The organism is Aquimarina aggregata (assembly GCF_001632745.1).
Classification (GTDB): domain Bacteria; phylum Bacteroidota; class Bacteroidia; order Flavobacteriales; family Flavobacteriaceae; genus Aquimarina; species Aquimarina aggregata.
Genome location: NZ_LQRT01000024.1, coordinates 281848 through 298600, shown reverse-complemented (window position 1 = coordinate 298600; position 16753 = coordinate 281848). Strand labels below are relative to the sequence as shown.

Annotated in this window: 15 protein-coding genes and 1 tRNA gene; 6 read left to right on the top strand and 10 right to left on the bottom strand. The window is 31.2% G+C overall.

Annotated features, from left to right (window positions below):
- Positions 1-34: 34 nt before the first annotated feature.
- From AWE51_RS16545 to rbfA, 3 genes are all read right to left on the bottom strand, one after another.
- Entirely contained in the window at positions 35-673 is a 639-nt protein-coding gene (locus AWE51_RS16545; RefSeq protein ID WP_066315536.1) for a hypothetical protein, read from the bottom strand.
- Between the two features lie 199 nt (positions 674-872).
- The gene (locus tag AWE51_RS16540; protein WP_066315535.1) at positions 873-2081 is read right to left on the bottom strand and encodes an ABC transporter permease; all 1209 of its coding nucleotides are present in this window, start codon (positions 2079-2081) and stop codon (positions 873-875) included.
- Between the two features lie 69 nt (positions 2082-2150).
- Complete coding sequence (rbfA, locus tag AWE51_RS16535) at positions 2151-2543, bottom strand: 30S ribosome-binding factor RbfA (protein WP_066316348.1); 393 nt, start codon at positions 2541-2543, stop codon at positions 2151-2153.
- A 302-nt stretch (positions 2544-2845) separates the two neighbouring features.
- Between rbfA and mce the strand changes: the two genes are divergently transcribed.
- The 3 genes from mce (at position 2846) to AWE51_RS16520 (ending at position 4643) form a co-directional block, all read left to right on the top strand.
- Positions 2846-3250 carry a methylmalonyl-CoA epimerase gene (gene mce / locus AWE51_RS16530; RefSeq protein ID WP_198403847.1) on the top strand — a complete coding sequence of 135 codons (405 nt, stop codon included), beginning with the start codon at positions 2846-2848 and terminating at the stop codon, positions 3248-3250.
- Between the two features lie 129 nt (positions 3251-3379).
- A tRNA-Ile gene (locus AWE51_RS16525) sits at positions 3380-3453 on the top strand.
- A 179-nt stretch (positions 3454-3632) separates the two neighbouring features.
- A complete protein-coding gene (locus AWE51_RS16520; protein ID WP_157766140.1) occupies positions 3633-4643 on the top strand; it encodes a hypothetical protein in 1011 nt (336 codons plus the stop codon).
- Between the two features lie 13 nt (positions 4644-4656).
- Here AWE51_RS16520 and AWE51_RS16515 read toward each other — a convergent pair whose 3' ends face one another.
- The 7 genes from AWE51_RS16515 to AWE51_RS16485 form a co-directional block, all read right to left on the bottom strand.
- The gene (locus AWE51_RS16515; RefSeq protein WP_066315529.1) at positions 4657-6774 is read right to left on the bottom strand and encodes a DUF262 domain-containing protein; all 2118 of its coding nucleotides are present in this window, start codon (positions 6772-6774) and stop codon (positions 4657-4659) included.
- Positions 6775-6844: 70 nt separating this feature from the next.
- On the bottom strand, positions 6845-10291 hold the full coding sequence (locus tag AWE51_RS16510) for a DEAD/DEAH box helicase family protein (RefSeq protein ID WP_066315526.1): 3447 nt from the start codon (positions 10289-10291) through the stop codon (positions 6845-6847).
- 61 nt (positions 10292-10352) lie between these two features.
- Positions 10353-10907 carry a hypothetical protein gene (locus tag AWE51_RS16505; RefSeq protein WP_066315524.1) on the bottom strand — a complete coding sequence of 185 codons (555 nt, stop codon included), beginning with the start codon at positions 10905-10907 and terminating at the stop codon, positions 10353-10355.
- Positions 10908-10914: 7 nt separating this feature from the next.
- Positions 10915-12021, bottom strand: coding sequence for a restriction endonuclease subunit S (locus AWE51_RS16500; protein WP_066315521.1), 1107 nt, complete (start codon positions 12019-12021; stop codon positions 10915-10917).
- Positions 12018-13592, bottom strand: coding sequence for a type I restriction-modification system subunit M (locus tag AWE51_RS16495; protein WP_232517399.1), 1575 nt, complete (start codon positions 13590-13592; stop codon positions 12018-12020). Before AWE51_RS16495 ends, AWE51_RS16500 begins: the two co-directional genes overlap by 4 nt.
- Before the next feature lie 222 nt (positions 13593-13814).
- On the bottom strand, positions 13815-14606 hold the full coding sequence (locus AWE51_RS16490) for a hypothetical protein (RefSeq protein ID WP_066315519.1): 792 nt from the start codon (positions 14604-14606) through the stop codon (positions 13815-13817).
- Between the two features lie 84 nt (positions 14607-14690).
- Complete coding sequence (locus AWE51_RS16485; RefSeq protein ID WP_066315515.1) at positions 14691-15701, bottom strand: helix-turn-helix transcriptional regulator; 1011 nt, start codon at positions 15699-15701, stop codon at positions 14691-14693.
- A gap of 307 nt (positions 15702-16008) precedes the next feature.
- Between AWE51_RS16485 and AWE51_RS16480 the strand changes: the two genes are divergently transcribed.
- From AWE51_RS16480 to AWE51_RS26590, 3 genes are read left to right on the top strand one after another with little or no spacing between them, the layout of a single operon-like run.
- On the top strand, positions 16009-16353 hold the full coding sequence (locus AWE51_RS16480) for a helix-turn-helix domain-containing protein (RefSeq protein WP_066315513.1): 345 nt from the start codon (positions 16009-16011) through the stop codon (positions 16351-16353).
- Positions 16350-16592 (top strand): hypothetical protein, encoded by a 243-nt coding sequence (locus AWE51_RS16475; RefSeq protein ID WP_066315511.1) that lies wholly within the window; start codon positions 16350-16352, stop codon positions 16590-16592. Before AWE51_RS16480 ends, AWE51_RS16475 begins: the two co-directional genes overlap by 4 nt.
- Complete coding sequence (locus AWE51_RS26590; protein WP_232517398.1) at positions 16579-16734, top strand: hypothetical protein; 156 nt, start codon at positions 16579-16581, stop codon at positions 16732-16734. The genes AWE51_RS16475 and AWE51_RS26590 overlap by 14 nt, the downstream gene beginning before the upstream one ends.
- Positions 16735-16753 lie beyond the last annotated feature (19 nt).

The following is a 16753-nucleotide window of genomic DNA, read 5'->3' as shown; positions in this document are numbered from 1 at the left end:
GCTACTTATTATTTGAACACAAATTAATTGGCAACTAGCTATAATTATCTGTTTTTATTCTCGGTGTTGGGTCATTTTCTTGAATTCTAAGTCTGCACTTTTTTTCAATATCAAATACATTATTGATTCCCGAAATAAAAATCGTATCAGGTACAAATTTAGCCGAGCTATTTTTGCGGTTTTGCATTTTACCTGTTCTTAATTCTAATTGAATAGTACCAGACATTCCATTTTTTTTGATCTGAATATTACCAGAGAACTGTTCCCAATCTTTTATGTCTATTGTACCTTTTCTATATTTTATTAACCTACTTTCGGTTCCTACAAAATACCCTCCTTTTTGATATAAAATCGATATCCCCCAAATCAACATTGCTATACCTACTAGAGCAAATAAACCTATGAGTAATGCCGGGAATAACAAATCTTCTAAATTATCAAGACTTGCCACTCTAGGATTACCATTAGATGTAAAATGTACTTCTCCTTTCTTAAATAGTGGGCCAAAAAAAGCAACAACAAAAACACTTACAAACCCGCTCCAGAAAATGGCAAATAACAAAATAGCTATTGCCTTTTTTTTGGGATGGTTTCTTTTACTTTTAACAAAAAAATCTACTCTTTCTGAGTCTATAACCGTTTTAAGATCTCTTGGGATGCTGCTTAAATTCATATTAATTTAGTTTTCTACAACCAATTTCAAAAGTAAAAAATACGATTGAATTACTAAATAGTTACTTAATTTACAAACTATTAGAATTGCGTTAGGGATAGTAGTGGTTACCCCACAGAAAAATTGTTATCCTAAGCAAAGCGATCAATTTATCGAGGAGTATAAGCGAATAGCCCGCTCGAACGCCCAAAATGTGATCTTAAGCTACCAGTTTCTGGTTTATTCTGCTAGATGCCAATAAAGATGCAATAAATCCTATTGTAGTAATGGTAAAAAATACGATAATAAAACTCATAAAAGTGATCCGTGTAGGATAGGGTAATGATGGTGTGATCATTAATAACCCAAATTGTTGTTGTAGTACAATAATTATAAAGCCTAATACCAATCCTAGTAACGCCCCAAGGACGGTCATTAGTGATCCTTGAAATAAGAATATTTTTCGGATATTGGTTAATGATGCACCCACATTATACAATGTTTTTACATTGCTTTTTTTATCGATAATCATCATGATAATTGCCCCTGCTACATTAAACAATGCGATAACTGCGATTAATGTAATTACAAGATAAGAAACTAGGTTCTCGGTATTTAGCATTTTATAAAGCTTATCATTGAGCTGTACTCTATTTTTTACAACCACATTATCTTCAAAAATAATTTGTAATTGCTCTACTACATCATTTGGACTGGCATTTGGTGCCAATTTAAGTTCTATATGTGTTACTTTGTCTTCTGATAACCCCAATAATTTACGTACTAATGGCGTAGTGGCAAAAATATACTGTTCATCTAGTTCTTCATTTACGCTATAAATACCAACATTGACCACTTTTTCTACTCTAATAGCCTTTGAAAGATCGGTGCCTGTAGGGATTCCTTTTCCTGGTTTTGGAGCATAGATACTTAACAGATTAGTATATGTAGGTTCTACACCCATACTTAATTCTCGACTTATACCATTGCCTGCTACTACCTGATAATCATTTTCGGTTAACCACTCACCATAAACGACAATACTATCTGTTTGGATTACTTTTTTATAGTTTGTATCTACTCCTTTTATAGATGCCATTTTTTGTTTATCTCTAAATTCTAAAAAAACGCGTTCTTCTACAATTTCAGAAAAATGCAGTACATCTTCTAACTTGCTAAGTTGTTCTTTTTGAGATTGGGTAAACGTAAATGTTTTTCCGCTAGTTGGAAAAACCTTAAGATCAGGATCAAAATAAGTAGAAAACTGAAGGCTAAAATCTTTAAGCCCTGCAAATCCTGTAAGTACCAAAAACAAGGACATTGCTCCTATAACTACACCGGCCGCTGCAATCCCCGTAATAATATTAATAGCATTGCTACTCCCTGGTGAAAATAAATACCGCTTGGCGATGTAATATGAAAAATTCAACGCTTTGTTAAAGATTAACTTAATACCAATTTAGGACTAAAGATAACAGAATAAAGAGAATAGTAAACCTTATTTCTTTTTACGTTTTTCTAAAAGATCTGGATTTTGGATAGGATTATCATCTCCTTTTACTGCTTTTTCGATATTTGCAATATATTCTAAAGAGTCATCGATAAAATAAGACATTTCTGGCGTGCGTCGTAATTGGTGTTTTGTACGCTGTGCAACTTGGTGTTTAATCTGTGATTTTACTGCGTTTACTTCTTTTAATACATTTTCTCCTTCTACATGCGGAAAAACACTCATATACACTTTTGCAATCGATAAATCTGTGGTGACGCTTACTTTGGTTACAGAAACCAAAATCCCATGTACTCCTGCCTCACGTAAAGCTAGTTGTATCACATCGGCTACATCACGTTGTAATACTCCAGCAATTTTTTTCTGTCTATTTGTTTCCATAGGCACAAAAATACGTATTAATACCATTTTATGATGCAAAATTGCGTCGATTTTAGACGACTGCCTAAGACAAGTTAGATAAACTTGTCTTAAGTAATGCTTTTGCCTGCAAAATTCACATTTTGCGCCCTAATTTTGTTGATTTTTTTCGATGTAACCAAGGCTATGTTGAAAAAAATCAACTTTATTAATGATACAAAAGCCAAACTTTTCGGTTCAAAACCGCTTCTCAAGACAAGTTCAATGAGATTAATTGTACTTTTGTCGGAGTTGTACTTAAATGTATTTAGTATATGAATCATATTAATAAAATAGAACACCTTGGTATTGCCGTAAAAGATATTGATGCGGCTAATACATTATACGAGAAATTACTGGGTGTTGCTCCTTATAAACAAGAGGTTGTTGCTAGTGAATCTGTAATTACTTCTTTTTTTAAAGTTGGTGAAAACAAGATAGAACTTCTTGCTAGTACCGATGAAGAAGGCCCGATTGGCAAATTTATCGCCAAAAAAGGAGAGGGCATACACCATATCGCTTTTGATGTTGATGATATCGTGGCAGAACTTGATCGACTGGAGAAAGAGGGATTTCAGATCCTTAATAAAACTCCTAAAAAAGGAGCCGATAATAAATTGGTTGCTTTTATTCACCCTAAAACAACTAGTGGTGTTTTGGTAGAATTATGTCAGGAGGCTCCAAAATAAGATATACTTAAACCCTTTATCACAGCGGGTTAGCATAAATAAGTATCCCAAGAATAGAGAATACTTAAAATAATAGAAAAAAATGTTTGGCGTGTTTATATCAAATCATTAAATTTGCCCTCCGTTTTAGGTCCCATAGCTCAGCTGGTTAGAGCACCTGACTCATAATCAGGGGGTCCTTGGTTCGAGCCCAAGTGGGACCACTAGTAAAAACAAGCCTTTGCAGAGTTTTATCTCGCAAAGGCTTTTTTAATGTGCATACGATTTGCATACAAAATCCCTTGTTTTTACAAAGAATTTTGAGGATTATTCTTTGTTTTTTCTTATTATTGAATCTGCTTTTGCAGATTGCCTACCCAGTTAAAATTACATTTTTATATACATGATGGAACCTTGTTTTACCTATTTCCCTATTGATGTGGGAGATATTTGGGAATTTGAGAGCGGATTATTTTTAGATGGCAAGACAAACGAACAATTACTAGCATCTTCTCTAGAAAAAATAAGAACCATGACTATTGAGAGAGGAAGACCCTCTGTAACGTACGATGGTTCACAATATTCTGAAGATATGATTCGCTATTATCGCTCAAAAGTTGAGCGATTTCTGAATGCTACAGATTTACAAGCATTAGTCTCTTTAGGTTATTTTGTTTCCAGAGATGATTTATACCAATACGGTCAAAATATCATTATAAAAAAGGAAGATTCTGATTTTGATTATTGGTATGCTTTAAAGCTTCGGCAATATAATTTGGGATTAAAACATCTTAAAGAATTTCTTAATCATCATTTGGAAAGTAGTTTTGAGAATAATAAATCCGAGTTTAAAGAATTTTTGGAGCTTGTTTTACTACAATATGAAGATCAGTTTTTATCTACCAAAGTAGCACAACTTACCAGGAAATTTATAGAGACTACCACTCAAGTAGTGCCCGAGAAAAAAGAAAATCAATCCCCAAAGAGCATAAAGAAGAGAACGCGTGCTCCAGGGATCTTTCATTCTTTTAAACTAACTGCTTTACAATCTAATCCAAGATATTTCACGACTCGTAAACATGAGTTTAAAGAATTGTTTCAGGATCTGATGGATTATGGTTTTATGAAAGGGAAATCTAGTTTCGCAACTTTTGAAAAGCTATTTTCTAATCAAAAAATAGCTAAAAATAAAAGGTTAGTTTGGGTAGGTAAAAAAGTGTATCTACGATTTTTCATACTCTATCTGATCAAAAACGATTTGGTAGATCCTGTTGGTCAGGACAATTGGTTAATTACCACTCAATGCTTTGTTGATGAAGATGGTTCTGATTTTGAGATCATACAACTTCGGTCTGCCAGAGGAGGAGTGCAAGAAAGAATGGAGAGATTAGAGTCGATTCTTGAGAGGTTTTAGACAAAAAAGTAATTCAGAAATTGATACTTATTTGATTTTTTTCCTTTCCTTTTTCTTTTAAATATATTTGCAATTCAGATTCATCTAAATCATATATAGATAGTATATAAGCTATCCATTTACATATTGATGCTGCACTTAGATTACCTTCTAACCATAAATTTTTACCAACTTCAACAGGTCTGCTTAATTCAGTAATAGTGGTCGAAATAAATTTCCTGTAACCAGTACCAAAGTTAGCATCATTTAGTAAAGAGGTAAATATTTGAGGGGCTAGATTATATAATTCTTCACAAACAACTTGATACATTGTCCTCCAATGTCCTCCTGTAATTGTAAATTCATTTCCGAAAAATTCTATCTTCTCAACCTTTTTTCCAGAAAAATCATCTGAATTACTTAATTCATAAAACGTTTCATTTTCAAGTTCCTGTATTACAGTTTTGCTACTATTATGGTATTTCCATCTTTTAAGTGCTATGTCTGAAAGTAATTCTCCCCTACTTATTATTTCCCTTTCCGTCCATTTTTTAGATTTTGCTAGAGATTTATTTAATTTAAACCTACTATCCATAAACCCCTTATTTTTCTTTTCATCAAACGATTTATTCCCCATAGCCGAGTTAAAAGCAGTTAAAGTGAGATTTCCTATTTTATGTAAATAATCTTCGTGAATTTTAATATAATTATTACCAAGCTCTTTTTTCCATTTAGAATTAAGTTTTTGAGGCATAATATGCTCAATTGATATTTGTTTTTCCAATAATAAATTCTCAATATCTACGCGTTCCTTATTATCATGATTTTCTATAGCTTCAATTATATAAATCTTATTTTTTGGTTTCATTTTATATACATTTTTAGAAATAAAGCTTTCATAAAACTCTTTGTCTTCAGGAAATCTTTGACTTGACTTTTTTCTACAAAGACAATATTTCAATCTCTCTTCATAACTGACCTCCTTAAGTTTAGGATGCGCTATTTCATAAGGTAAATTCATAAATATCTTATTCAGAGCACTTGTTGGTACTTCACAGATTATTCTTCGAATTATGAAAGACTCAATTACTTTTAAGCTTTCAATCACTTGTTCGATTTTTACTTCATCATTATCAAGCTTATTCCAAAGAGATAATAAATAAGGATATGAAACACTTACTTCAATTTTTTTGAATTGCCTTAAAATTTCAGCTATTTGTTTATTACTATGATTCGCAAAAACTATTGAAGAGTAGTAATTTGAAAACTTTAATAGTTCTTTTAAGAAGTTTTCCTTAGAGATATCTTCTAGTATGAAGAATGCTTTGAAGCTTTCATATAAAGACTTATCATTTTTCTTTGGTATTTTCTTTGTTTTTAATGTAAGATAATGTCTAATTAAATCTTGTACTCTAAATTGAGTTAGATCCTCTATTTTTTGCCAATACTTAAAATAGAAATCTTCTTGTTCTGATCCTGATAACTCCATAAGTAAAAAATTCCTAATCAGATCTGCTGCAGATAAATCAACACCCGTTGAATTGAGGCTTTCGAATATTAATTGAGGGTTGTCTTTGTCTTTTTCAAGAGTTATATTGACAATTTGTAATTTATATAGAGAATCTAATATTTCTGAAGGAGTAAGTTTACTTTCATTAATAGCATTTTTAAAAAAAGTGTAATTAATAAGAATATTAGATAAGTTAAATTTATCACTGCTCTCTTTTTTAATAATATTCTGTAAGGCTTCATCATCAGATTTAACTGATTTTAACTTCAATTTTTTATCTTGAATATTAAGAATTATTGATTCTACAGCAGTCAAAATATCTTTATACTGATCTAAATGATTTTCTTCAATTTGATCCCTTAATGCTAATAAAATTAGAAACAAAGTAGTAATTCGTTGCTGTCCATCAATGATAAGTTTTTCCGCAAGTCTAGAATCTCGACTTTTAGAATTGTTTGGGTAAGTAACAATTGACCCAACAAAGTAAGAATCAAGATTTTTAAGTTTTAGATTAACAACATCATCAAATAACTTTTGACAGTTTTTTATTTTCCAATCATAGTTTCTTTGATAAACAGGGATTATAAATAAATCTCTTTTTGACTCCAGAAATTCTAAAAGGTAATCATCTGTTGCTCTCATCTTAATCTATTTTTAAGTAGTTTTTATATTACCACTTTTAGAAATTAAAAATAGTAATTAATTCTGTGTATCAACCGACATCCGCATTTCTATTAATATGATCGATAATAGAAATGATTCTTACGACTTTATCTTCATCTGGAAAAATGCCTATAATCCCTTTTTCATGCTTTTCGTTAAATGGTGGCTTGGTTAGTAGAGATTTATCAATTGTCCCATTCTTATTGAGATAGCCAATAATTGTATTGATAAATGTAATTTGATTAGCGTTTAAATTTTCAGACTGTATTAGCTCACTAAAAAGTTGATTAGTGACCTCAATATCCAACCCTATAATACTTCTAATAAATTTACCTAAAGGCTGATCACCATATTCATTAACGAAATGATCCTTTGAAACTAATTCATTACTAAAAAGAAATAACTCAAGCCGTGTCAGTTCTTTTTCAGTAATAGGAAGGTTTTTGTATAACTTATCTATAATCAAATGATGTTTATTCTTTCGAACGAAATTTTCAACTCTATCTTTATAAGACTGTAATCTTGAGTATGCTGGCATGATATCTCTCTCATTTATATTTACTTCATCGAGAACATCTTCAAAATTTGAATATATTGGTCTTTGTTTTTCTGAATCTAAAAACTTAAGCAAGGATCTAATATCTTCTCTAATTTTTTCAAGCTGTAAAAATGTTATCTGTTGCCAGAATTCTTCATCCAGTATAACTTTAATCGTATTTATTTTTTCTGAAACTGCAGGAATATTTTTCTTCTTATAAAGCTCTTGTGCTATAGAATAGATTTTTTTAATATATCCCTCTTGAGATCGATTGCTATTTATAATTGCTTGTTGAAGCTTTAAAACAATAAGATCAAATCGTTTTGCTAATTCATCTGTGCCTTGTGTTATATAAATCAGATTAGATAAATGATTCAGAATATCATTAATATCGGCATTACTAAGAATATCCCAGCTTGATTTTATCTTATATTTTTTAACAAACTTCCATGATTTTCTAACTTGATAATGATCTTCATTTAATTGAGATACTAAAGTGTATAGGCTCACCACATGAATATCTATTAATTGTTGTTCATCATCATTGGAGTCGAATTTTGAACGAAGTGCAACAACAATATCTAATTTTGTTTCAAATATTTGTTGAGAGATTGATTTTGCAATGATCGTAGGCATTCCATCAGGAAATTCATCAAAAAACTCAAAATTTCCACAAAAATCAAAAATAGCAAAATGCTCTTTGTCTATATTTGGGCCGAATAAATTAGGTCGCAACCTTGTTCCCCTTCCTATCATTTGCCAGTATTTCGTGTATGAGCGAACTCGTTTAAAAAACACTAAATTAACTACTCTAGGAGCGTCAACTCCTGTATCCATCATGTCAACAGATACTGCAATTTGGGGTTCTAATTCTTCTTTATCATCACAGAATTTTTCTAGGACATCTTGCGCTTTATCAGTGTAATTATCAATTACTCTTAAAAATGTCCCACTATATTCAGGGTAGTTTTTATTGAATCGTTCCTCAACAAAAATAGCATGCTTATGATTTTTGGCAAATATGATGGTTTTTCCTAGCTTATCACCACCACTTACTTTTATACCGTTGACTATCAAATGATCTAAAACTTTATCTACTGTATCTGCATTAAACAACCATTTATTTAAATTATTTTTATCTATTTCTTCAGTAAATACTTCTCCTGTTGTGGGATCTCCAAAAAGATTTTCAAATTGGTTTTTATCTTTTTTTGAAAGCTCTTTATATTTTATTCCTTCTAACGGAAACTTAAGAGGAACTTCTATAGCTTTTGGCGGCACTAAATAGCCATCTGTTACCGCTTTATTTAGTTCATAAGCGAATGTGGGATTATCATCTTCTATCTCAAAAAGAGAATAAGTATTAATATCTATATCTTTCTTTGGGGTAGCTGTAAGGCCAATAACTAGTGAGTCAAAATAATCAAAAATTGATTTATATTTATGATATACTGATCGATGTGCTTCGTCTATGATAATTAAATCAAAATGGCCTACTCCATAAAAACGTTCGTCTTCAACTTTTAGACTATCAATTCGATTCATGATCGTAGGATAGGTTGAAAATACTACTCTGGTGCCATTATCCTCAGATTCTTTGGTCAAATCTATTGCTGACAAATGCGGTAAATGTTCTTTAAAAGCATTTTTTGCTTGTGTTACCAAAGCATTTCTATCTGCTAAGAAGAGTACTCTTTTTACCCAGTTATATTTGGTAAACATATCAACTAATGCAGCTGATGTTCTTGTTTTACCACTTCCTGTTGCCATAACTAGTAATGCTTTTCTGTTACGCCCTTTTAGTTTATCTTCACTACTTGTAACAAAGTTTTCAGCTACTCTTTGTATCGCTTCTAATTGGTATGGTCTACCAACAATATCAGTATTAACTTTAAAATCTCTTATATCTTTTCTAGATGTTCTTCTATCGATATATAATTGTAGTTCTTCTTGGGTAGAGAATCCCTGAACTAATCTGTCTGGATAAAAGGTATCATCCCAAATGTACGTTTCAAAACCATTAGAATAATAGATTATAGGACGTTGACCATATTGCCGTTCTAAACAATCTGCATATAAAACAGCTTGATGTTTTCCTTTGATAGCACTATGCAATGTGTTTTTTGCTTCTACTACTGCTAGTGGCAACCCATTTTTACCCCATAATACATAGTCTACATAACCAATACCAGATGGATTCGTAGTTAATGGCATTCCCTTTACTTCAACCTCAATATCTCGACCTTTTTTTAGATTATCCCATCCTGCTTCTTTAAGTAAAAGATCGATTAACTGTATGCGTGTTTCTTTTTCTGAAGTAAGCTCTGGAATTATGGTTTCATTAATGATATATTCTAAGCGAGCTTCTTTACGAATTCTGAATTCATCGTCCTTTTGCTGAAGTTCTAGTTTTAGTGTTTTATCTTGCTGAATTTCTTCTAATTGTTTTTTGTAGACTGCCTTCGTATTATCAAGTTCTTGTTGTAGATTCTCTGCAATTTTTTTAAGCTCCTTTATTGTTTTTTCTGACTCTTTTCCTGTTGGAATCAGCGTTTCATTAAAAACTTGTATTTCTGGATTTTCTATACTGTAATAAACGCTAATAAAAGATAAGAATCGGAAGCTATTTTTTAAAGATTGTAATGCTTCGTATTGATTAACACGTTTGCCGTGTGCAGCATTGTTACCCGTAAGACGAATCACATCTAGTTCTCTGAACATAGAAGGTTGTTTCAGGATTTTTTTGAACTCTTCATTGTGCAATAAAGCTCCCAGTTTCGTATTGTAAGGCAATACCAAATCTGCATCATTTTTGTAAAGCCAGAAAATAGCTTTTTCCATGGCACTTCTGCATAATAAAGCCGCATATCGAGGTTCAACAAATGTATGTCTCTCGGCGTTAAGGATTTCTTTATATAAGAAATCAAATTCTTTTTGCAAAAATTGGAAATTACTCATACTATTTATCCTTTTACGTTCATTCTTCTTCTAAAATACTAGCTTTTTTTGTTACATCAATCTAATATCTACATAAAATAGGCATCCCAAATTCTAATCGCCAAACGGTTTCTAACTCCTTAGCAAATGCTATATATGGATTTTCTGATTTTAATACGTTTACGATTTCTGTATTATAAGGATCGTCAAAATCAAAAAATGAAACTGCCCAATGTTCTGGTTTAAAATCTCTATTAAGGATATTTAATGTCCCCGTTCTAGGATCATTACAATATAATTCCTGATTAATCCGCTCTCGTAATCCAAATGAAGGTGGTGTTTTATGATAACCACCAATACCATTATAAACCACTCTAAATTTTCCTTTTTTTAGATCACATATGTTTTTTAATCCATCCCTATTGCTAACTAATGATGCAATGGGTACTTCTTTGGTATTAGGTTTGGTTGTACATTTTTTTAAAGTTGAAAAATCCAGATTTGTCCATAACCAATATAGTCCTCTATGCTTTCTTGATAAAATAGATATGCCTGTTTTTGATCGAAACTCTTGTACTGTAGAAAATGTTTCAATTTGTCTAGTATTAATGTTATGAACAATTGTTTTAAAATCCATAACACTATTATTTGATTAATTCTCCTTTAAAAGCTTTTTGCAATAAACTGTTAAACAAGTCTTCACTTTTTTGTAGTGCTTTTTGAGCTTGTTCTTTTTGTTGCTCTATAATTTGTACTCGTTCTGCAAATTGGTTTTGGAGTGAAATATTTATAAAAGGTACTATTTCAGAATGCACTAATTTTCTGTCTAATGTAGGAACACCAGCGCCTCTAGAAAATCGATTTAGTTGAAAATTTCTAACAAAATACTCTAAATATATTGGGTTATTATTATAGGTCTTGTATCCATATAAAGATGTATTCAATGGCCAACATTTAGTTTTAATTAATTGTACTTTCCCAATAGAACCAGATCTACCGGTTACTATACAATTTTCCAAAGCTTTAAATTCATTATGGTACCCAACTATTCCAGTAGATGCCACAACAGGTATTTCTCCTCCATTTCTTGATTTGATAGGTAAATCATAGCCTCTTTTCAAGCTAATAACATTATCAAATGTAGTTATATCCCATTTTTTATCATTCCCTATAATATCCCCAAACATCTCCAAAAACAAACTTTGGATGAGTTCGTTATATTTTGTTATAAGTTCTTTGTTTAGCTGTCGTACTTTATCTGCTTCGTCAAGAATAGCTACTATTTTTTGTTGGATTAGTATCGAAGGAAGGGGTATTTTAAGTTCTTGACCATATTGTTTAGCATTAATATTAGGTTGGGCTACAACATTTTGTTTATTTTTAATCCAATTATAATATTCTAGAGTTTTGGTATAATAGTAAACATATTTCGGATTAGCAATTTCTTGATTTGGTCTAAACCGTATTAAATACCCTGCATAGATGCATTTTCCTAATTCTTTTCTATATAAAAATGTTTTGCCAACAGTCGCTCCTGATCGAGCAAATAATATATCTCCATCGTTCAATAAATATTTATTCCATTCTTTGGGATTACCACTTGGAGCTTTTATTATACTTTTTAGTTGTCCATTGTCTTTAATATCCGTTATTCGAATATACCTAGGTACATCACTGAAATAATCTACTGCAGAAAACCCACCTCCATATTCTCCCTTAGAAAGAGATATATCTTCAAGACTTTTAATCATTTTAAAAGCTTTTCCAAATTCAACAATGAATTTTTCCTTTCTATATCCAATTGCTTGATTACCTCAATCAATATTTCTGGTTTTTCATATTGAATCTCTTCATATTCAATTTCTTTGTAACGATTAATACTTAAATCATAATCGTTTTCTTTGATTTCAGTTTTAGGTACTATAAAACTTTGCGATTTCCTGTTCTGAAATTTTTTATGATTTTTGGTTTCATGTACCTCTTCCCAATCTAATAAAATATTAGGAATATCGCATTTGCCTTTTACTTCTTCCTGGATATTTTCTGGTTCGGTAAAACATTGTTCTAAGGCTTCTTCTGTTACTAATAAATTTCTTTTATCATCCAAGCTTAAACCATCAGCTTTCATATCATAAAACCATACATTATCTGTACCTCCACTATTAGTTTTGGTAAAAAACAAAATCGCTGTACTTACTCCTGCATACGGCTTAAAAACACCACCAGGCATAGAAACCACCGCCTGTAATTGTTGATTCTCTATTAATTCTTTTCGTATGGATTTATGAGCATTACTACTGCCAAACAAAACGCCATCAGGTACAATTACTGCTGCACGGCCACCAATCTTCATCATACGAAGCATGAGAGATAGAAATAGGAGTTCTGTTTTTTTAGTTTTAGTTGTTTTTAATAAACTGCTTTCTACATCATCATAGTCCAGACTTCCTTTAAATGGTGGATTTGCCAGAATTAGTGTATAAGCATCATTAATATCGCCATTACTTTTACTCAAACTATCCTTACCTACTAATATTGGGGTTTCAATCCCATGCAATTGCAGATTCATAGACCCAATACGAAGCATCGTGGGATCAAACTCAATCCCATTAAACATCTTTTGGTTATAATGTGTTCTAAAATCTTCTTCATAAAACCAATCCTGATGTTTTTGCTGGATGTACTCTCCTGATGACACCAAAAAGCCAGATGTTCCACAGGCAGGATCACAAATAATATCATCTTTTCGTGGTTTAGTCATTTCTACCATCATACGAATGATATGTCGTGGCGTACGAAATTGCCCGTTGGTTCCTGCCTCGGCAATTTTAGAGAGCATATACTCATATAAATCTCCTTTGGCATCACGATTTTCTAGTGGTAATGCATCAATTTGTTGTACTACTTTATCTAGAAGTTTAGGTGTAGGAATCATAAAAGTAGCACCTTTCATATACTCAGCAAATACGCCCCCATCTTTACCTACATTTTTCATAAAATCAAAGACGGTAAGATCATCTAACTCTCGTTGTGTTCTCGTAAATAATTCAAACATAATCTCCGGGTCTTTTTGTTTGAAATTACTCCATCTTAAAGAAGCTTGTTCTGGAGTATAGATAGGTTTCTCTTTAAGTACGCCTAACAGATTCGCTTCTCTTTCTATTAATAATTGTTTATCGTCTAATCGTTTTAAGAATATCAAATATGTAAATTGCTCTATCACCGTTAGAGGGTTTGAAATCCCTCCTGTCCAGAAATCATTCCAGATCTTGTCTATACTGCTTTTTAATTCTCCTGTAATCATTTGTTCATTTAGCTTCATAAGGCACACATTTTATATTGCTTATGCAAATATATTTGGGATGTGTGCAGTGCAAGTGCATTAATAAATTAGTTTTCATTACTAAAAACAAAAATATCTCTTATAATTTGATTCTATTAAATATTTTTGAACAGACTGTGCAAATTTGTATTAAATACAAATGTTTCATTACTAAAAACATCATTCTATAGAATGATGTCCATTTTTAATCCCTATCATGTTTTATTCACAAATTTGATTCAAAACTCTGAAATCGACTTGTTTTCCTTTTCTAAGTTTATCTATAATAAAAAGTTTTACGGCAGAATACATTGAATAAGGATTTCCTGTATTATCTAAGTGCTCATTAGTAAAGGCCCTGATTTTATTTTTTCCATAATGAAATTTACCATCTTTAATAAAACAAGATACTCTAAAATTATTGTTTTCAATAGTATTAAAATAATTTCCACCATTAGCTACAAAAACAAAGAAAATTATAAAAGGAACTTCTGCGCTTTTATAAAGTAAAGAATTAAAAGCTTCTTCAGACAAGAAACTAGTATCAATAACCTCTATACATATTTCAGGTTGCTTGACCGATATATTAAGTTCTTTTTTGATTCCTATGATATCATGACGTAATATTAGATCATATCTATAAAATCTGGTAACTTCAGAACTCCATATATACTCATCCAGTCTTATTATTTTTGTCTTTGTTTTTTCTTTTAGATTATTGTAATAATATACCTGAAGTGTATTCTCATTCCTTAGATTCTCAAGTTCTTCTTCAATTTTATGATCATGCTCTTCTGATTCATTATTAAAGACAATTCGATTAATATGTTCTGGTATTGTCCTAAAATGGGGCGTCATAGAGTGATTTACTGTTGTTAATCTAACCGTTTCAGAGGCATCATAGAGAATTACCTTATCCAATGATGCTAAGATTTCTTTAACTTTAAGCTCACTTGCTTTTACCTCTATACGATGTCCATTAGTAGAGTAATATATAGCTGTTTTATGTTTCATATTTAGACTTTTTAATTTAATTCACTATTTCCATTTTTTTAATCAGCCTATAAACATAAATAGGAAGCGTGCATTAGAAGTGCATTAATTGTATAAGTCCAAATTATTTTGAAGTCGAAATTTCATTTTTTCCAGCAAGCTGATAGGCTCAACAACTATTATTTCTTCTCCAAAAGAGAGTAATAATTTTTCTAATTCATAATTGGGGATTACTTCTATAGAAAAAGTATATACGAATTCATCTTCTTCAATTTTCTTTTGAGAACCATGTATAGGTTTCGTTTTTATATATGGTGCAAGTCCAGATGTTGCTTTAAGTATAATTTTAATTGGAGAAACTCCTTCTGGTATTGATACCCCTATAATGTCATCAAAGTATTCATTAAAATCTATATTTGTATTCGGCCTGTAAGTTATAGAAGAGGATTCTATATCTTGTATCCTGTCTAGAGCTAAATTCGTAAGATTATCGTATTCTCCATTTTTACCAAATAGAAACCAACGATTATTATATTGCTTTAAATGATAAGGATGAAAATCTAGCACTTTTAAATCATCACTTTTAAATGATTTATAAGTAATCGTTAGAGGTTTAGAATATAAAATCGCATTAAACAATGGTGATAAATATTCTGTTCCTAAAAGAAAATCATTAGTATCAAAACTAATAATATCTTGAGATTGGTTTGATAGTTTAAACGTCTGATCCAACTTTGGTAACAATTCGTTTACCCATTCAAACTGAGGCAAGCCTTTGAAACGGCCTAAAACTAACATAGCCGATTTTAATTGCTCTGCTTCCAATTCGTTCAGTGGTTGATTATTTATAGAAAAAGATCGATCTTCATAATAAAAATAAGCTCGTCTACCATCTTTTATTCTTTGTAAAGGAATTTGCCATCCTTGAGAAGATTCCATAAATCTTATATCATCGTAAAGTTGTCTTTTTTTAATGCCCAATAAATTCGGGTTTAACTCAAATAACGCTTCATTACATGCTTCTAAAAGATCCTCTATATAATATCTTTTCCCAGGGTTTCTAAAACACCTATCCAAAGTTTGATATCGTATAAGTGCATTTTTATTTATTGCCATTCAACTATAAACTTATTTTAACAAATTAACCTCAAACTATATAAAGGTAATTAAATTTGACAATGAAAACTCTTGAGTGAATATATGTTTTTTTTACGACCACTCTACCCTCCACCATATTTCCACCATAGAGAAAAAACCAAAATCTAAGCAACTACAATACTTCCCAAAGAAAACACTCTACGCATACTCTACGCTCTACGATTCATTTTATAAGTGCCTTGATATCCTTTGTTATTTAGCCTCAGAATTCTAAGAAAACAAAGCATTGCGCAATGCTCATTATTAATTCTAAAAATCACAAATAATGAGTGATCAATTAAAACCCCTGTATGCTCTTACCGTAGAAGAGTTTACAGATTTAAACAGACGAATTGTAAAAAGAGAAGTACAAGAACTATTAGGGATTCAAGGACAATCTAGACCTAAAGTAGATCGGGATATCATTTTTATTAATGAGGCTTGCGAACTCACAGGGTATAGTAAACCCACTATGTATTCAAAGATTAGTAAGTATGAGATCCCAGTATTATCTCGCGGAAAACCATTAACATTTTCCAAAAAAGTACTCATTGATTGGATTCATAACGGGAAACCTAGTGTAGGCTCAGCAATTGAAGCCGAAAACTACCTAAAACCTCCCAAAAGATGAAAAATCCTAACGAATTAATAAGTCCTAATGCATTATTTCTAAGCATTAACGAAGTGGGTAAACTCTTTAGTCCACCTATATCAAGGCAAAAAATTGCAAGGCTAAAGAAATCAGGGAAACTCCCCTTAATCACTATCAAAATAGATGAGCGAATGTATTATTACAAACCATACACCATAGAACTTATACTAGAACTCTGTGATAAAGACATGAACTATGATTTGGATGCTTCTTTATAATCCTAGTCAACAGGCCTATCATATTGAAGAATTTTCTAATACCAATGATACATCCCGTAATGGATATGTTCGCTTAGGTAGCTTTTCTCGATATGATAATGCTTTGGACTATTACAAACTATTAATCAATAATCAAGTATAAAAAATATCACACTGAGCTT